Source organism: Pseudomonas sp. UM16 (assembly GCF_050312595.1).
In the GTDB taxonomy this organism is placed as follows: domain Bacteria; phylum Pseudomonadota; class Gammaproteobacteria; order Pseudomonadales; family Pseudomonadaceae; genus Aquipseudomonas.
Genome location: NZ_JBNPJT010000004.1, coordinates 71,551 through 85,425, shown reverse-complemented (window position 1 = coordinate 85,425; position 13,875 = coordinate 71,551). Strand labels below are relative to the sequence as shown.

The following is a 13,875-nucleotide window of genomic DNA, read 5'->3' as shown; positions in this document are numbered from 1 at the left end:
AGCCTGAAGGAGTGACAGCCGTGAGCCGCCTGCTACTGAATTGCGATATGGGTGAGAGTTTTGGCAGCTGGACCATGGGCCTGGATGCCCAGGTCATGCCTTTTGTTGATTGCGCCAACATCGCCTGTGGTTTCCATGCTGGCGATCCCGGCATCATGCGCCAGACCGTTGCCTTGGCCATCGCCAACAACGTGCGCATCGGTGCCCATCCGGCTTACCAGGACCTGGCGGGTTTCGGCCGGCGCTCAATGGCCTGTAGCGCCGAGGAAATCCGTGACCTGCTGCATTACCAGATAGGTGCTCTGGATGGTATCTGCCGCAGCCAAGGGGCACGGGTTGCCTACGTCAAACCCCATGGCGCGCTGTACAACGACATGATGGCTGACCCGCTCAAGTTGCGTGCGGTACTGGAAGCGGTGGCCAGCTATGACCGTGGGCTGCCGCTGATGCTCATGGCCACCGCCGACAACCGCGTTGCCCAGGCCCTCGGGGACGAGTACGGCATCAGCTTGTGGTTCGAAGCCTTCGCCGACCGTGCCTACGACGCTGCCGGTCACCTGGTATCGCGACGCCTGCCAGGTGCAGTGCATCACGACCCGGCGCGGATCGTCGACCAGGCCCTGCGCCTGGCCCGTGGTGAGCCGCTGATTGCGGTGGATGGCAGTGAACTGCGCCTGCAAGCCCAGACCCTGTGCGTGCATGGCGACAATGACAGTTCGGTGGCCGCCGTGCAGCAGATTCGTCAGGCCCTTGATGCGCTGGTGCTGTCATGAACTACCGGATTGAAACGGTGGCCATCGATTGCCTGATGGTGCGCCTGTTTGACGCCATCGATGAAGCCCACATGCCCTGGATGCTGGCCGCCAGTCAGCGGTTGCGTGCGGTGTTCAACGAGCATCTGCTGGATCTGGTGCCGTCCTACACCACGGTGATGGTGCATTTCGACTTGCTGCAGTTGTCGCCAGACCAGGCCCGAACCCTGATTCGCGAGGCCCTGGAAAATTTGCAGCCGGATAACGGCAGAGGCGGGCGTCAGCACGAAATTCCAGTGTGGTATGACCTCAGTGTCGGGCCAGAATTGAGTCTGTTGGCTGAGCGTTGTCGCACCTCGGTGGCCGATATCATTCGCCGCCACAGTGAGCGTGAGTATCAGGTGTTCGCCCTGGGGTTCGCCCCCGGCTTTGCCTTCATGGGCCTGGTCGAAGAAGCGCTGGCCACACCGCGTCTGGCCACACCGCGCAAACGCGTGGCTGCTGGCAGTGTTGGCATCGCCGAGCGCCAGACTGCAGCGTATCCGGCAGTATCACCAGGGGGCTGGAATCTGATCGGCCGCACCCCTAGCAAGCTCTTTGATCGCCAGCGCGACGGCTATAGCTTGTTGCAGCCGGGTGATCGGGTCCGTTTCGTGGCTGTGGATCACGCCACTTTCATCAGTCTGGGCGGCGACGATACTCCGCTGGAGGCCTTGGCATGAGTCGCTTGTCAATTGAGGCCAGTACACCGCTGTGCCTGTTGCAAGACGCTGGGCGTTTTGGGGTACGCCATTTGGGTGTGACCCAGGGCGGGGCGCTGGACTGGGTGTCGATGCGCTGGGCTAATTGGCTGCTGGGCAACGCCGACGATGCTGCAGTGGTGGAGATTACCCTGGGCGGTTTTAGCCTGGTGGCTGAACAGGACTGCTGTCTGGCCCTGGCCGGTGCTGATCTGGATGCGCGTATCGACGGTGAGCCGCTCAAGCCGTGGTCCAGCTTCACCCTGAACAGGGGCCAGCGGCTGCGTCTGAACCAGCCGTTGCAAGGTGCCCGTGCTTATCTGGCTGCGCCTGGCGGTTTCGATGCGCCGCAGGTATTGGGCAGTTGCGCCAGTGTCGCGCGTGAAGCGCTGGGTGGGCTTGATGGCTTGGGTTCGCCTTTGGCCAAAGGCCAGCAATTGAGTTACAGCCGCCAGTGGTCTGGCGGGCGCGAAGTACCGTCTTCGTTGCGTCCGGACTTCAGCAACCACAGTCTGGACCTGGTGCTGGGTGCGCAGATCGGCGATTTCAGTGGTACTAGCTTGTTCGAAGCGTTCAACCGTGAATGGACCCTGGACAGCCGTGCCGACCGTATGGGGATGCGTTTGCTCGGGCCGGCCTTGCAGTACCAGGGGGCGCCGATGATTTCTGAAGGCATTCCGCTGGGGGCGGTACAGGTGCCGCCGGACGGGCAACCGATCGTGCTGCTCAATGATCGCCAGACCATTGGTGGCTATCCGCGTCTGGGAGCTTTGACGCCGCTGGCCTTGGCGCGTCTGGCGCAGATGTTGCCCGGGAGTGTGGTCAGGTTCAGGCCGGTGGTGCAGGAATTGGCGTGGAGCGAGCAGCGGGATTTTCTGCAGCGATTTGTTGGCTGACAGGGCCCATCGCCGGCAAGGCTGGCGATGGGCCGCTCAGCGGCCTCAAGCTTACTTGGACAAAAAGCGCATCCCTTCTTCCAACCCACGTAAGGTCAGTGGAAACATCCGGTCCTCGACCAATTCGCGAACGATGTTGGTCGAAGCGGTATAGCCCCAGGTGTCCTTGGGGTACGGGTTGATCCAGATAAGTTTTTTGTACTTCTCCATGAAGCGCTGCATCCACACGTAGCCGGCTTCTTCGTTCCAGTGCTCGACGCTACCGCCCGGCTGGGTGATTTCGTAGGGCGCCATGGCCGCATCGCCAACGAACACCACTTTGTAATCAGCGCCGTATTTGTGCAGCAGGTCCATGGTCGAGGTGCGCTCGGAGGTTCGGCGCATGTTGTTCTTCCATACCGACTCATACACGAAGTTGTGGAAGTAGTAATACTCCAGGTGCTTGAACTCGGTCTTGCACGCCGAGAACAGCTCTTCGCAGATCCGTACGTGAGCGTCCATCGAGCCGCCGATGTCGAACAGCAACAGCAACTTGACGCTGTTGCGTCGCTCCGGACGCATCTGGATGTTGAGCAGGCCAGCGTCACGGGCGGTGTGGTCAATGGTGCCATCGATGTCCAGCTCTTCGGCCGCGCCCTGGCGCGCGAATTTGCGCAAGCGGCGCAGGGCCAGCTTGATGTTGCGCGTGCCCAGTTCGACCTGGTCGTCGAGGTTTTTGTATTCGCGCTGGTCCCAGACCTTGACCGCCTTGCCCTGACGCTTGCCGGCATCACCGATGCGAATGCCTTCCGGGTTGAAACCGCCTGAGCCGAACGGGCTGGTGCCACCAGTGCCGATCCACTTGTTGCCGCCGGCATGGCGTTCCTTCTGTTCTTCCAGGCGCTTCTTGAACGCTTCGATCAGCTTGTCCAGACCGCCCAGGGATTGAATCTGGGCGCGCTCCTCATCGGTCAACGAGCGTTCGAATTCCTTGCGCAGCCAGTCTTCCGGAATCAAGGCTTCCAGGTGCTGATTGAGGTTCTCCAGGCCGTTGAAGTAGGCGGAGAAGGCGCGGTCGAACTTGTCGAAGTGCCGTTCGTCCTTGACCAGGATTGCCCGCGACAGGTAGTAGAACTCGTCCATGTCGGCGAAGGTGACCCGCTGCTTGAGGGCATTGAGCAAATCCAGCAACTCACGCACCGACACCGGCACCTTGGCGGCACGCATTTCATTGAACAGGTTGAGCAACATGGCAATTGCCCTCTGAGTCAGCGGTTACCGCGACGGCTCATGAAGGCCAGGCGCTCGAGCAATTGCACATCTTGTTCGTTCTTCACCAGCGCACCGGCCAAAGGCGGGATGGCTTTGGTCGGATCGCGCTCACGCAGCACCGCTTCGCCAATATTGTCGGCCATCAGCAGCTTGAGCCAGTCGACCAGCTCGGAGGTAGACGGCTTTTTCTTCAGGCCTGGCACCTTGCGCACGTCGAAGAACACGTCCAGCGCTTCGCTGACCAGGTCCTTCTTGATGTTGGGGTAGTGCACGTCGACGATCTTCTGCAGGGTGTCGCGATCCGGGAAGGCGATGTAGTGGAAGAAGCAGCGGCGCAGGAAGGCGTCTGGCAGTTCTTTTTCGTTGTTCGAGGTAATGATGATGATCGGGCGCTGCTTGGCCTTGATCGTCTCGTCGGTCTCGTAAACGTAGAACTCCATCTTGTCCAGTTCCTGCAACAGGTCGTTGGGGAACTCGATGTCGGCCTTGTCGATTTCGTCGATCAGCAGAATTACCCGCTCTTCAGACTCAAACGCCTCCCAAAGCTTGCCTTTCTTCAGGTAATTACGCACGTCGTGGACTTTGTCCACGCCCAACTGCGAATCCCGCAGGCGGCTGACCGCATCGTATTCATACAGACCTTGGTGGGCCTTGGTGGTCGATTTGATGTGCCAGGTGATCAGCTTGGCGCCAAAGGATTCGGCGAGCTGTTCGGCGAGCATGGTCTTGCCGGTACCCGGTTCGCCTTTGACCAGCAACGGCCGTTCCAGGGTGATCGCCGCGTTGACCGCCAGTTTCAGGTCGTCTGTGGCGACGTATGCGCGGGTGCCTTCGAACTTCATGAACCGATCCTCTAACGTAGCGCCGGGGTACAGGGCTCCCCGACGGAAAAATTGTTATGCCTGACTATAACGCGGGGCCCGGGCGACTGGGAACGCAGGCGACTCATTCAGTCTCTGAATCGGCCATTACAGCGTTGTTCAGTCAGACTTGGGCGGCGGTTGCTCATAGCGGGCATTGAACGCCTGGATAAAACCGTTGCGCAGAATTTGCAGGAACGCTTCAAACGCACTGATATCACTTTTATGCACGCTGCCACTGAGCTCCACGCGGGTGGCGAACTGATTCTTGCGCTGGTTTTTCAGCACCGTCTCGCCACCGCCGACCAGCGCTTCCCAGATCGAACGGAAAAAGCCCTTGTCCTCTTCCTGCACGTCCTGCTGCCAGTTGAACACATCGACATCGCGCAGCAACGGTTTGATATAGCCTGTGAGTCGGCCTTTTTGCGCCTCGGCTTCGATCACCAGGTCGCCGTGGCCAGCATTGAAGTCGAATTTGCCGTAGGCGCTGGCAAAATCATTGAGCCGACGAAGCTCGATGCCGGTGGCACGCAGGCGAAACTGAAAGTCATCGAAATCGCTGAAGGGGTCGAAGGTGGCACTGCTTTGCACTTGGGCATCACCCAACAGCAGCGCCTTGCCCTCAAAGCGCGCATCGCGGCGGCCTTTGAGGTCCTCGACATTGGTCAGGTTACGGATGCTGGCCTGGAGTTGGCTGGCTTTGAGATTGACCGGCGGTTTCGAATTGAAGTTACGAAAGGTCAGGGTGCCGTTATCAATGCGTACTTCGTTTAGGGTAATGGGCAGCAGTTTATCCAGCTGCTGGCGCCAGTCAGTGCCCTGACCGGTTTGCGAGCTCTGCTTGCTGGCGCCATCGACGAAGTTCAGTTCGGGGCGTACGAACACTACTTCGGCCACCACTGCATGGTCATACCACAGCGCATGCCAACTGACGGAGAGGTCGATCACGGGTGCCTGCAGAAAAGGCACCGGCACCTTGCCGGTGGTCTTGACGATGTTCAGGCCGTTGATTGTGTAAGCACCGCGCCACAAGGCCAGGTCGACGTCGGTAACCTGGCCGCGGTAGTCACCCATGTCGGCAAGCTTGTCATTGAGGTAGTTGCGCACCATTACCGGCAAGGCCAAGTGCAGTGCCAGCAGCAACAGGACAATGCTCAACAATCCCCATAAAGGCCAGCGGTAGCGACGTTTCATCGGCAGTGGTTCCCGGTACGTTGGTGATCGGTTGACCCCGGTTGGCACCAGGGGTTTCGCCGGATGTGGACGCACTGGCGCTGCAGGCTTACCCTTGAAGTTTTCCACCCGGTGCATAAAAGGACCCCCGCTATGAGCCGTATCTATGCTGACAACGCGCATTCCATCGGCAACACGCCGCTGGTGCAGATCAACCGCATTGCCCCGCGTGGGGTCACCATCCTGGCCAAGACCGAAGGGCGCAACCCAGGCTATTCGGTCAAGTGCCGGATCGGCGCGAATATGATCTGGGACGCCGAAAGCAGCGGTAAGCTCAAGACCGGCATGACCATTGTCGAGCCGACGTCGGGCAACACCGGTATTGGCTTGGCCTTCGTTGCTGCGGCCCGTGGCTATAAATTGCTGCTGACCATGCCGGCCTCGATGAGCATCGAACGGCGCAAGGTACTCAAGGCCTTGGGCGCCGAACTGGTGCTGACCGACCCTGCCAAGGGCATGAAAGGCGCGATCGAAAAGGCCAATGAAATTGTCGCCAGTGACCCGTCGCGCCACTACTTGCCCGGCCAGTTCGAGAATCCGGCCAACCCGGCAATCCATGAGAAAACCACCGGTCCGGAAATCTGGAACGATACCGATGGTGCGGTCGATGTACTGGTCGCCGGTGTCGGTACCGGCGGCACCATTACCGGCATCTCACGCTATATCAAGCTGACGCAGGGCAAGGCGATTCTTTCGGTAGCAGTCGAGCCAATCACCTCACCGGTGATCACACAGGCCCGCGCCGGTGAAGAGCTCAAACCCAGCCCACACAAGATCCAGGGTATTGGCGCCGGTTTTGTACCGAAGAACCTTGATCTGGCCATGGTCGATCAGGTCGAACTGGTCAGCGATGACGAATCCAAAAGCATGGCCCTGCGCTTGATGCAAGAAGAGGGCATTCTCTGCGGGATCTCCTCGGGGGCGGCCATGGCGGCGGCCGTGCGCCTGGCGGAAAAACCCGAAATGCAGGGTAAGACCATCGTCGTCATCCTCCCGGACTCCGGTGAGCGTTACCTGTCGAGCATGCTCTTTGCGGACCTGTTCACCGAGCAGGAGAACCAGCAGTAAAGCGTTTCGAGGCTGACCCGGGGCAATTTTTTGCGCCGGGGTTTATTGCACAATCCTTAACACTGAATACTGTTAGCGGATATTTTTGCACCGGCCGTATCCGTTTATGATGGCCACGTAAACAGGCATAGATTGCCGAATCTTGATTTCAAGGAGTGTTGCATGAGCTTTTCCTTTGTCGCCAAGGCAAGTGTATTGCTGCTGTTTTTCGGCAGTACCCTGTACGTGCACCTGCGCGGCAAGGCGCGGTTGCCAATGTTGCGTCAGTTCGTCAACCACTCGGCGCTGTTCGCCCCCTATAACGCGTTGATGTACCTGTTCTCCGGGGTGCCGTCCAAACCTTACCTGGATCGCCAGCGTTTTCCTGAGCTCGATGTGCTCAAAGACAACTGGCAAGTGATCCGCGAAGAGGCCATGCACCTGTTCGACGAGGGCTACATTCGCGCCGCCGAGAAAGACAACGATGCCGGCTTTGGTTCGTTCTTCAAGAAGGGCTGGAAGCGCTTCTACCTGAAGTGGTACGACAAAGCCTTGCCGTCGGCCGAAGCACTCTGCCCCAAGACTGTCGAGCTGGTTAACAGCATCCCCAACGTCAAAGGCGCGATGTTCGCCCTGCTGCCCGGTGGCAGCCACCTCAACCCGCACCGTGATCCCTTCGGCGGTTCCCTGCGTTATCACCTGGGTCTGTCGACGCCGAACTCTGACAACTGCCGGATTTATGTCGATGGTCAGGCATATGCCTGGCGCGACGGTGACGACGTGATGTTCGATGAAACCTATGTGCACTGGGTGAAGAACGAAACCGAGACCACCCGGGTGATTCTGTTCTGCGACGTCGAGCGTCCACTCAACAGCCCGTTGATGACCCGTTTCAACCGTAAGATCAGTGCTTTCCTTGGCCGCGCTACGGCGCCGCAGAACACCGATGATGAACGGGTTGGCGGGATCAACCAGGCCTATGCCTGGAGCAAGCGCTTCAGCAATGTCATCAGTAGCCAGGTCAAGCAGTTCAAGCGTGCCAATCCCAAGGCTTACCGGGTGTTGCGTCCGGTGCTGGCGGTGGTGGTGGCTTATTTGTTGTATCGCTGGTTGTTTTGATCACATCGTTGTAGCGGATTCACCGGGGTGGCGGACCGGTGCCCGGGTGAATCCCACTGAACTGACTTGCCAGCCAGAAACAGGCTGGTCTATAGTCAGCCACAGTTCACCTCACCGAAGACCTGCTCATGCCAGCTTCCCCACTCAGCACCGTATTCGCTACCGCGTCCGACGTGGCAGTAGCTGTGCGTGGGAATCAGCAGCCGGCCATGATCAGTCACTACCCACCACCTGTCAGTAGCGTGGTCGTGTGCGTTGGCGCACCGCCAGGCGTGGTAGTGCTGGGCTAATCAGTCCATCACAGCCGCACCCTACTGAATACGGTTGGCTGCCCAGCACGGGCAGCACCGTTCGGCTTATCTGCCCGAATACAGGTGGCATTCATGTTCGCTCTATCAAAACAATCCGTGGCCTCGGCGGCCACCACCAGCCTGTTCGTCCTGCTCTGGAGTAGCGGGGCGATTGTCTCCAAGCTAGGTCTGGCCCATGCCAGCCCCTTTGCCTTTCTGCTGATGCGCTCTGCGCTGGCGCTGTGCGGGCTGTTGCTGCTCGCGCCGCTGCTCAACCTGCGCTGGCCACGTGGGCGCGCGGCAGTGCTACAGGCATTGGCCACGGGTGCTGTGCTACTCGGTGCCTATCAGATCTTCTATCTGCTGGCGCTGAACACCCATGTGACACCCGGCGTCATGGCGACGGTCATGGGTGTACAACCGATCCTCACTGTGGTGCTGATGGAGCGCCAGCGTTCCTGGAGCCGTTTGTTCGGCCTTGGCTTGGGCTTGACCGGATTGATCATGGTGGTTTTCCAGAGCATCAACCTGGGCGGCGTTTCGCTGCTGGGGATGCTCTTTGCACTGATGGCGCTGGCCAGCATGACCTTCGGTTCGATCATGCAAAAACGCATCACCAGCAATCCCATGGGCACTCTGCCGTTGCAGTACATTGCCGCGCTGCTGATGTGCGCGGTATTCGCGCCGTTCCAGCCGTTGCAGGTGGAAATGACCACGAGCTTTGTCGGCGCATTGTTGTGGATGGCCCTGGTGGTGTCGCTGCTGGCGACGCTGCTGCTGTACCGCCTGATCGCCCGCGGCAATCTGGTCAATGTCACCAGCTTGTTCTACCTGGTGCCGGCGGTGACAGCGGTCATGGATTATCTGATCTTCGGTAACCGTCTGGCGGCGTTGAGCCTGTCGGGCATGGGCTTGATCGTGATTGGTTTGCTCTTCGTGTTCCGCAAGCCAACCGCTGCATCGGGGCAACTGCAGGCTGACTGATTGCACGCCGCCCGGCACACGCACCGGGCGGCGTTGCTTTTAGAAGTAGTAGCCGATGTTAATGTTGGTGCGGTAATACCAGTCGTTACTGCCAATGGAGCTGGTGCTGGTCCAACCGGTGCCATTCTCCGCGCCGCCGAAGGGGTTGGCGTTCTTCGCCCAGGTAAAGTCGACCCAGGCCATGATCGGCATGGCCAGGAACTGTGCGCCGACGGTATACATCTGCGAGTCGTCCCAGCCGTTTTTGTCTTTCATCATCCGGCTGTAGTCGTTGTACAGCTTGATCTTCTTCAACTGCCCAAGGTTGGGGGTGAAGATGTCGTAGCCGATGTTGAGCGAGGCGATAGTGGCTTTGGAAGCGATCAGGTAGGCCGGGGTCAGGCCGTTGCCGCCCATCAGCACGGAGTCGTCGCTGACACCGTCGGGATTTTTCGGGTCGTATTCATAGCGGATAGCCTGGCTGGTTACGGTCCAGGGCCCGGCGTTGAGGATGGCATGTACACCGCCCGCCCAGTAGTCGCCATCATCGTCAGTAGTGGCGTTGTAGAGCTGGGCAGCTGCCAGCGAGGCGCCAATTTCGGTTTTCCAGCCATCGCCGCTAACGGTGTGTGCCACCCGCGCGTTGACCTGGTTGCGCTTTTCGTTGTCTTGGCGCGAATGGATGAAGGGCACCGCATTGTCGTCGAGGTCGGCATAGCGACCGACTTCAGGTGAATAGCGAATGCCGCTGGGCAGCATGCGCGGGAAGTAGCCCAGTTGCACGTCCCAGTCCTGGTCCTTGTAGCTGTACTTCAGCCCCGTGCCGGCGCTGACGCCATAGCCCATGAAAAACGGGATGTGATAGCTCCAGCCGAATTGTGGGTAGGGCTCAAGGCCAAAGGGTTTGAACGGCGCGCCGACTTGCAGGTTGGCGTTGGGGGTGAAACGGTAGCCGACATAGCCGCGGTCGATGGAGCGTTTGCCGTCATCCTGGAACCAATAGCCGACATCGCTGAACAGCTGATTGTGAGTAGCCTGGACGTCGATGCGGAAGGTATCGAAGAGGAAACGACCGTTGTTCTCGGTGGTGTCCCAATGTTCATCGCGGTAGTTCATCCGCAGGGCGCCACCGATATCCAATGAGCTTTGGCCGTCATCACTGCGCCAGGCGATATGCGGGAAGGGTTTCTTCACCGCTGGTGGCTGATCGGGCGCTGCCGGGCCAGGTTCGGAGGCGAAACTTGCACAACTGCTGATTATCAGGCCCAGGCTTACCACGTACTTGTTCATATCGATGCCCTGCAAGGTTGAGCACTTCCCGTTGGCAATACCTGTCCGTCACCTTGAGCAAGGTGCTTGGGGAACTTCGGCATACGCTGGGGTGGCTGGCGGTTTGGTTAATTATTGTTTTATGGGTAATACGCTGTTCAGTAGTTGAACTCTTAAGGTAAAGAGCAGGAACTGTGCCAGGCTGTTTAAGTGTCCAGGTTGTTGGCTAAAGTCTATATACAACAATTATTTATATATGAAACATCGCATTTTGTGCCGTGGGCGAAACGGCGTGGAAGGTAAGTAACAATGCCGAGTGATGACGGTGCGGTTAAATTGCACAGCGCACTTTTATTGCGCATCGCCTGTTTTATTGATGAATAATTAGCTGGCTAACCGCAGGCAAAAAAAACCGGCACACGAGGTGCCGGCCAATAGCGCGTAATCGGGTTACTACAGGTCAAGCACCATGCGCCGGCTCTTGCAGCCAGACACACAGACCATCATCGATGTGTTCGCCGCCCGCTCCGCCTTGGTCAATACACCATCGCGGTGATCGATTTCACCCTCAATCACCCGTGTCTCGCATGAGCCACAGACCCCTTCGCGACAGCTGTACTCGATGTCGCACCCCGCTTCGAGCAGTACATCGAGCAGGTTCAACCCCGGTTCGATGTTGAGCGTCTTGCCGGACTTTTTCAGTTCGACGCTGTAGCTGTCCTGGGCATCGTCGGACGGCGGCAGGTCGGCAGCCGTGAAGCGCTCGATATGCGCATGAGGGTAGCCGAGGCTCTCGCAGGTGCTTTCAAACGCATCGAGCATCGGTGTCGGGCCACAGCAGTAGAAGTGCGTGTCGCCAGGTTGCCCGGCCAGGTAGTGCGCCAGGTCCGGCACCGCACCTTTCTCGTCATTGAAGTGGTAGACCACCTTGGCATTGAGGCCGCTGAGTTGCTCAAGCAAGGCGGCCTCTTTGCGAGAGCGGGCGCAGTAGACTAGCTCGGCAGATTTACCCAGGGCCAGCAGTTGGCGAAACATGCAGTAGATCGGAGTGATGCCGATGCCGCCGGCCACCAGCACGTTGTGACTGGCGTGCGGGTCGAGAGCAAAGTTGTTGCGCGGTTGCGAGATGTTCAATGGCGTGCCGACTCGCAATTGCTCATGGACAAATGCCGAGCCGCCACGGCTGTTGCGGTCACGCAGGATGCCGACTACATAGCGGCCCTGATCACTCGGCGAGTTGAGCAATGAATAGCTGCGCACCAGGCCATTGGGCAGGTGCAGGTCGATATGCGATCCGGCTTCGAAGGGTGCGAACACGGTGTCGCCCCACGGGCGCAGTTCGACACTGATAATGCCTTCGGCTTCATGGCGCAGGGTGTGCACCAGCGCCGTAATGGTAGAGGAGTTGGACATCATTCACCTCGTTGGCGCAGTGCGCATGTCAATATCGAGCCGGGCGCTGGCTTCGATTTCCACCACCAGTTCCGGGAACACCAGGGCGCTCACTTCAACCAGGGTGGAGGTGGGGTAGCAGGCAAAGCCGGCAAAGAAGTCGCGGCGCGCGCGAGCGACTGCGTCCTTGTCGGCAATCCGCGTTAGGTACACGGTCAGCCGATAGATATTGCCGGTGTGACCGCCAGCTGTTTCCACCAGCGCCCGAATCTTCTTCAGCACCACCAGGGTCTGGTGGTAGGCATCGAGCGGGGTGCCGGCTTCGGCGGCCTGACGGGTGGCGGGATGCCCGGTCATCCCGGACATCACCAGTTCATTGCCGAGCAGCAGGGCGTTGGACCAGCTGGCATTGGCCTGCTCGCCCACGTCCTGCGCTTGAATGCGCTCTACGGCCTGGCTCATGACAACTGCTTCGCTTCGATCAGCGTCAGTTGTTCCTTGGCCTTGCCCTTGAGGTAACGGCGCAGGCGCACGACACCCAGGTCATGCTGGTAGAGGTTTTCGCGCTGGTTGGCGTCAGCTTCCATGAATTCCAGCAGCACCCGGTCTTGTTCCAGGACCGCCCAGTGGCGTGCTTCCAGACGGTTCTTGTAGAGGAAACGCCAGGTATCGCGCTGCCAGCCGGTCAGCGGCCGGGCCCGCCAGTGAAATACTGCCGACAGGCTACGGCTGCTTGGGGTGTAGCTGCCGATGATGGTGAAGTTGCCACCTGGGCCGCCGGTTTTTGGGTACGGAATTTCCAGGCGCAACCAATGGCAGCCGTTGTCGAGAAATTCGGTCCAGTCGAAGTTGACTCCACGCTGGCCTTCTTTTTCGAAGAAGAAGCCTTGCTCGGTGTCGCGGGTGACGAACTTGGCGGTGGCTTCACCTTCGCTCATCGAGTGCGACATCTTGTGCAGATAAGTGCCGTGCATCGGGTCCATGACGTTGTCGAGCACGTAGCGGTAGTCGCCTTTCCATTCGGTGTAGCAGAGGAAGCTGCTCCACTCGGGCGAAGTCAGTTGCTCGGGCAGCACCAGCTCCGGTGGTGTCTCCAGGTGGGCATCGGTGGCATTGAACAGGAAGATCGCACCGGCGGCTTCACGGGTGTGGAACATGCGCGTCGGGCGGCTGCCTTCGAGTTTGCAGCCAGGGCTGCCGGGGACTTTGGTCACGGTACCATCGCAACGCACTTCAATGCCGTGATAGGGGCACTGCAGGCGGTCACCCAGCACTGGGCCCTGGGACAGCGGTGCGCCGCGATGCGGGCAGTGGTCTTCCAGAGCATGCACGCTGCCATCATTGTCGCGCCACAGAGCGATCTTGTAGCCCAGGCGCCGGACCGATACCGGCTTGTCGCCAAGCAACTGCGACGGCAGGACCGGAAACCAGAGGTCTTTGAGGCCGTTGGCCAGATGGTTCTCAACAGGGTCGACGGTGAATTGCATATTCATCTTGTTATTACCTCCGGCGGGTTATGCGCCCAGCCGCGCCATCAGGGTTTTGTAGGAGTCTTCGGTCCATTCGCCGCGGGTCAGTGGGCAGGGCGGACCGGCCAGGTTCAAGTGCGTGAGCAGCTCGGGCAGTTGCGTCACACCATTGCCGTAGGCGCGTTCGATGGAGTCGCCGAGCAACTCTTCGAACTGAGTGTTGGGCCGGGTGCGAGCTTGATGCGGCTCAAGGTAGGGTGCGGTATTGCTCATGTCATTGACCTCCATTGCGGACCCGTTCGCGGATCATTTCGCGGACCGGGACAAAGTCGTACGTTGGATAGCATTCGGTGCGAAACACGCCCCAGGCGGCGCGTTCCAGTTCCACATTGAGCGTGCTCAGCAAGCGCGGTGGCAGGCGCAGGGTGACGATCTGGCCCAGGCCCATGGCTACGGTCCAGGACACCACCTCGACGCCTTCCGGTGGAAAACGCTCCCACCAGCCCATGGCTTTCATATGTGCCTGGATCTGTTCCAGGTTCTTCGACTGATCGTGCTTGAGCACGACCGTCAGCAGCATCGATTCGCTCATGG

16 protein-coding genes are annotated in these 13,875 nt (G+C 59.4%); 7 read left to right on the top strand and 9 right to left on the bottom strand.

Annotated features, from left to right (window positions below; translation table 11 throughout):
- The first annotated feature begins 20 nt into the window (after nt 1-20).
- Genes ACQRAX_RS05705 through ACQRAX_RS05695 form a run of 3 tightly spaced genes read left to right on the top strand, consistent with a single transcriptional unit; the run spans nt 21 to nt 2,388 of the window.
- Nucleotides 21-773 carry a 5-oxoprolinase subunit PxpA gene (locus tag ACQRAX_RS05705; protein WP_412038031.1) on the top strand — a complete coding sequence of 251 codons (753 nt, stop codon included), beginning with the start codon at nt 21-23 and terminating at the stop codon, nt 771-773.
- Nucleotides 770-1,474 (top strand): 5-oxoprolinase subunit PxpB, encoded by a 705-nt coding sequence (gene pxpB, locus ACQRAX_RS05700; RefSeq protein WP_412038032.1) that lies wholly within the window; start codon nt 770-772, stop codon nt 1,472-1,474. The genes ACQRAX_RS05705 and pxpB overlap by 4 nt, the downstream gene beginning before the upstream one ends.
- Nucleotides 1,471-2,388: a biotin-dependent carboxyltransferase family protein gene (locus tag ACQRAX_RS05695; protein ID WP_412038033.1), complete on the top strand. Its 918-nt coding sequence runs from the start codon at nt 1,471-1,473 to the stop codon at nt 2,386-2,388. Before pxpB ends, ACQRAX_RS05695 begins: the two co-directional genes overlap by 4 nt.
- A 51-nt stretch (nt 2,389-2,439) precedes the next feature.
- On the opposite strand, the gene ACQRAX_RS05690 is transcribed toward ACQRAX_RS05695, so the two are convergent.
- The 3 genes from ACQRAX_RS05690 to ACQRAX_RS05680 all read right to left on the bottom strand — a co-directional run bounded on the left by ACQRAX_RS05690 (nt 2,440) and on the right by ACQRAX_RS05680 (nt 5,693).
- Complete coding sequence (locus tag ACQRAX_RS05690; RefSeq protein WP_412038034.1) at nt 2,440-3,618, bottom strand: vWA domain-containing protein; 1,179 nt, start codon at nt 3,616-3,618, stop codon at nt 2,440-2,442.
- 17 nt (nt 3,619-3,635) lie between these two features.
- Complete coding sequence (locus ACQRAX_RS05685) at nt 3,636-4,481, bottom strand: AAA family ATPase (protein WP_028943141.1); 846 nt, start codon at nt 4,479-4,481, stop codon at nt 3,636-3,638.
- A gap of 138 nt (nt 4,482-4,619) precedes the next feature.
- On the bottom strand, nt 4,620-5,693 hold the full coding sequence (locus ACQRAX_RS05680; protein ID WP_412038035.1) for a DUF748 domain-containing protein: 1,074 nt from the start codon (nt 5,691-5,693) through the stop codon (nt 4,620-4,622).
- 132 nt (nt 5,694-5,825) lie between these two features.
- Between ACQRAX_RS05680 and cysK the strand changes: the two genes are divergently transcribed.
- From cysK to ACQRAX_RS05660, 4 genes are all read left to right on the top strand, one after another.
- Nucleotides 5,826-6,800: a cysteine synthase A gene (gene cysK, locus ACQRAX_RS05675; protein WP_412038036.1), complete on the top strand. Its 975-nt coding sequence runs from the start codon at nt 5,826-5,828 to the stop codon at nt 6,798-6,800.
- A 162-nt stretch (nt 6,801-6,962) separates the two neighbouring features.
- Nucleotides 6,963-7,898: an aspartyl/asparaginyl beta-hydroxylase domain-containing protein gene (locus tag ACQRAX_RS05670; protein ID WP_412038037.1), complete on the top strand. Its 936-nt coding sequence runs from the start codon at nt 6,963-6,965 to the stop codon at nt 7,896-7,898.
- 128 nt (nt 7,899-8,026) lie between these two features.
- Nucleotides 8,027-8,188: a hypothetical protein gene (locus ACQRAX_RS05665; protein ID WP_412038038.1), complete on the top strand. Its 162-nt coding sequence runs from the start codon at nt 8,027-8,029 to the stop codon at nt 8,186-8,188.
- A 93-nt stretch (nt 8,189-8,281) separates the two neighbouring features.
- Nucleotides 8,282-9,172, top strand: coding sequence for a DMT family transporter (locus ACQRAX_RS05660; RefSeq protein WP_412038039.1), 891 nt, complete (start codon nt 8,282-8,284; stop codon nt 9,170-9,172).
- 39 nt (nt 9,173-9,211) lie between these two features.
- On the opposite strand, the gene ACQRAX_RS05655 is transcribed toward ACQRAX_RS05660, so the two are convergent.
- From ACQRAX_RS05655 to ACQRAX_RS05630, 6 genes are all read right to left on the bottom strand, one after another.
- Nucleotides 9,212-10,441, bottom strand: coding sequence for a hypothetical protein (locus ACQRAX_RS05655; protein ID WP_412038040.1), 1,230 nt, complete (start codon nt 10,439-10,441; stop codon nt 9,212-9,214).
- Nucleotides 10,442-10,873: 432 nt separating this feature from the next.
- Nucleotides 10,874-11,833 (bottom strand): PDR/VanB family oxidoreductase, encoded by a 960-nt coding sequence (locus ACQRAX_RS05650; protein ID WP_412038041.1) that lies wholly within the window; start codon nt 11,831-11,833, stop codon nt 10,874-10,876.
- 3 nt (nt 11,834-11,836) lie between these two features.
- The gene (locus tag ACQRAX_RS05645) at nt 11,837-12,274 is read right to left on the bottom strand and encodes a Rid family hydrolase (RefSeq protein ID WP_412038042.1); all 438 of its coding nucleotides are present in this window, start codon (nt 12,272-12,274) and stop codon (nt 11,837-11,839) included.
- Nucleotides 12,271-13,305 (bottom strand): Rieske 2Fe-2S domain-containing protein, encoded by a 1,035-nt coding sequence (locus ACQRAX_RS05640; protein WP_412038043.1) that lies wholly within the window; start codon nt 13,303-13,305, stop codon nt 12,271-12,273. The genes ACQRAX_RS05645 and ACQRAX_RS05640 overlap by 4 nt, the downstream gene beginning before the upstream one ends.
- A 21-nt stretch (nt 13,306-13,326) precedes the next feature.
- Nucleotides 13,327-13,554: a recombinase-like helix-turn-helix domain-containing protein gene (locus ACQRAX_RS05635; RefSeq protein WP_412038044.1), complete on the bottom strand. Its 228-nt coding sequence runs from the start codon at nt 13,552-13,554 to the stop codon at nt 13,327-13,329.
- 1 nt (nt 13,555) lies between these two features.
- On the bottom strand, nt 13,556-13,873 hold the full coding sequence (locus tag ACQRAX_RS05630) for a hypothetical protein (RefSeq protein WP_412038045.1): 318 nt from the start codon (nt 13,871-13,873) through the stop codon (nt 13,556-13,558).
- Nucleotides 13,874-13,875 lie beyond the last annotated feature (2 nt).

Bases quoted from the DNA above. Each gene is read 5' to 3' on its own strand.
- pxpB (WP_412038032.1), top strand. From the start codon at position 770: ATGAACTACCGGATTGAAACGGTGGCCATCGATTGCCTGATGGTGCGC.
- ACQRAX_RS05685 (WP_028943141.1), bottom strand. From the start codon at position 4,481: ATGAAGTTCGAAGGCACCCGCGCATACGTCGCCACAGACGACCTGAAA.
- ACQRAX_RS05695 (WP_412038033.1), top strand. From the start codon at position 1,471: ATGAGTCGCTTGTCAATTGAGGCCAGTACACCGCTGTGCCTGTTGCAA.
- ACQRAX_RS05670 (WP_412038037.1), top strand. From the start codon at position 6,963: ATGAGCTTTTCCTTTGTCGCCAAGGCAAGTGTATTGCTGCTGTTTTTC.
- ACQRAX_RS05655 (WP_412038040.1), bottom strand. From the start codon at position 10,441: ATGAACAAGTACGTGGTAAGCCTGGGCCTGATAATCAGCAGTTGTGCA.
- ACQRAX_RS05660 (WP_412038039.1), top strand. From the start codon at position 8,282: ATGTTCGCTCTATCAAAACAATCCGTGGCCTCGGCGGCCACCACCAGC.
- ACQRAX_RS05645 (WP_412038042.1), bottom strand. From the start codon at position 12,274: ATGAGCCAGGCCGTAGAGCGCATTCAAGCGCAGGACGTGGGCGAGCAG.
- ACQRAX_RS05680 (WP_412038035.1), bottom strand. From the start codon at position 5,693: ATGAAACGTCGCTACCGCTGGCCTTTATGGGGATTGTTGAGCATTGTC.
- ACQRAX_RS05640 (WP_412038043.1), bottom strand. From the start codon at position 13,305: ATGAATATGCAATTCACCGTCGACCCTGTTGAGAACCATCTGGCCAAC.
- ACQRAX_RS05630 (WP_412038045.1), bottom strand. From the start codon at position 13,873: ATGAGCGAATCGATGCTGCTGACGGTCGTGCTCAAGCACGATCAGTCG.
- ACQRAX_RS05665 (WP_412038038.1), top strand. From the start codon at position 8,027: ATGCCAGCTTCCCCACTCAGCACCGTATTCGCTACCGCGTCCGACGTG.
- ACQRAX_RS05690 (WP_412038034.1), bottom strand. From the start codon at position 3,618: ATGTTGCTCAACCTGTTCAATGAAATGCGTGCCGCCAAGGTGCCGGTG.
- ACQRAX_RS05635 (WP_412038044.1), bottom strand. From the start codon at position 13,554: ATGAGCAATACCGCACCCTACCTTGAGCCGCATCAAGCTCGCACCCGG.
- ACQRAX_RS05650 (WP_412038041.1), bottom strand. From the start codon at position 11,833: ATGTCCAACTCCTCTACCATTACGGCGCTGGTGCACACCCTGCGCCAT.
- cysK (WP_412038036.1), top strand. From the start codon at position 5,826: ATGAGCCGTATCTATGCTGACAACGCGCATTCCATCGGCAACACGCCG.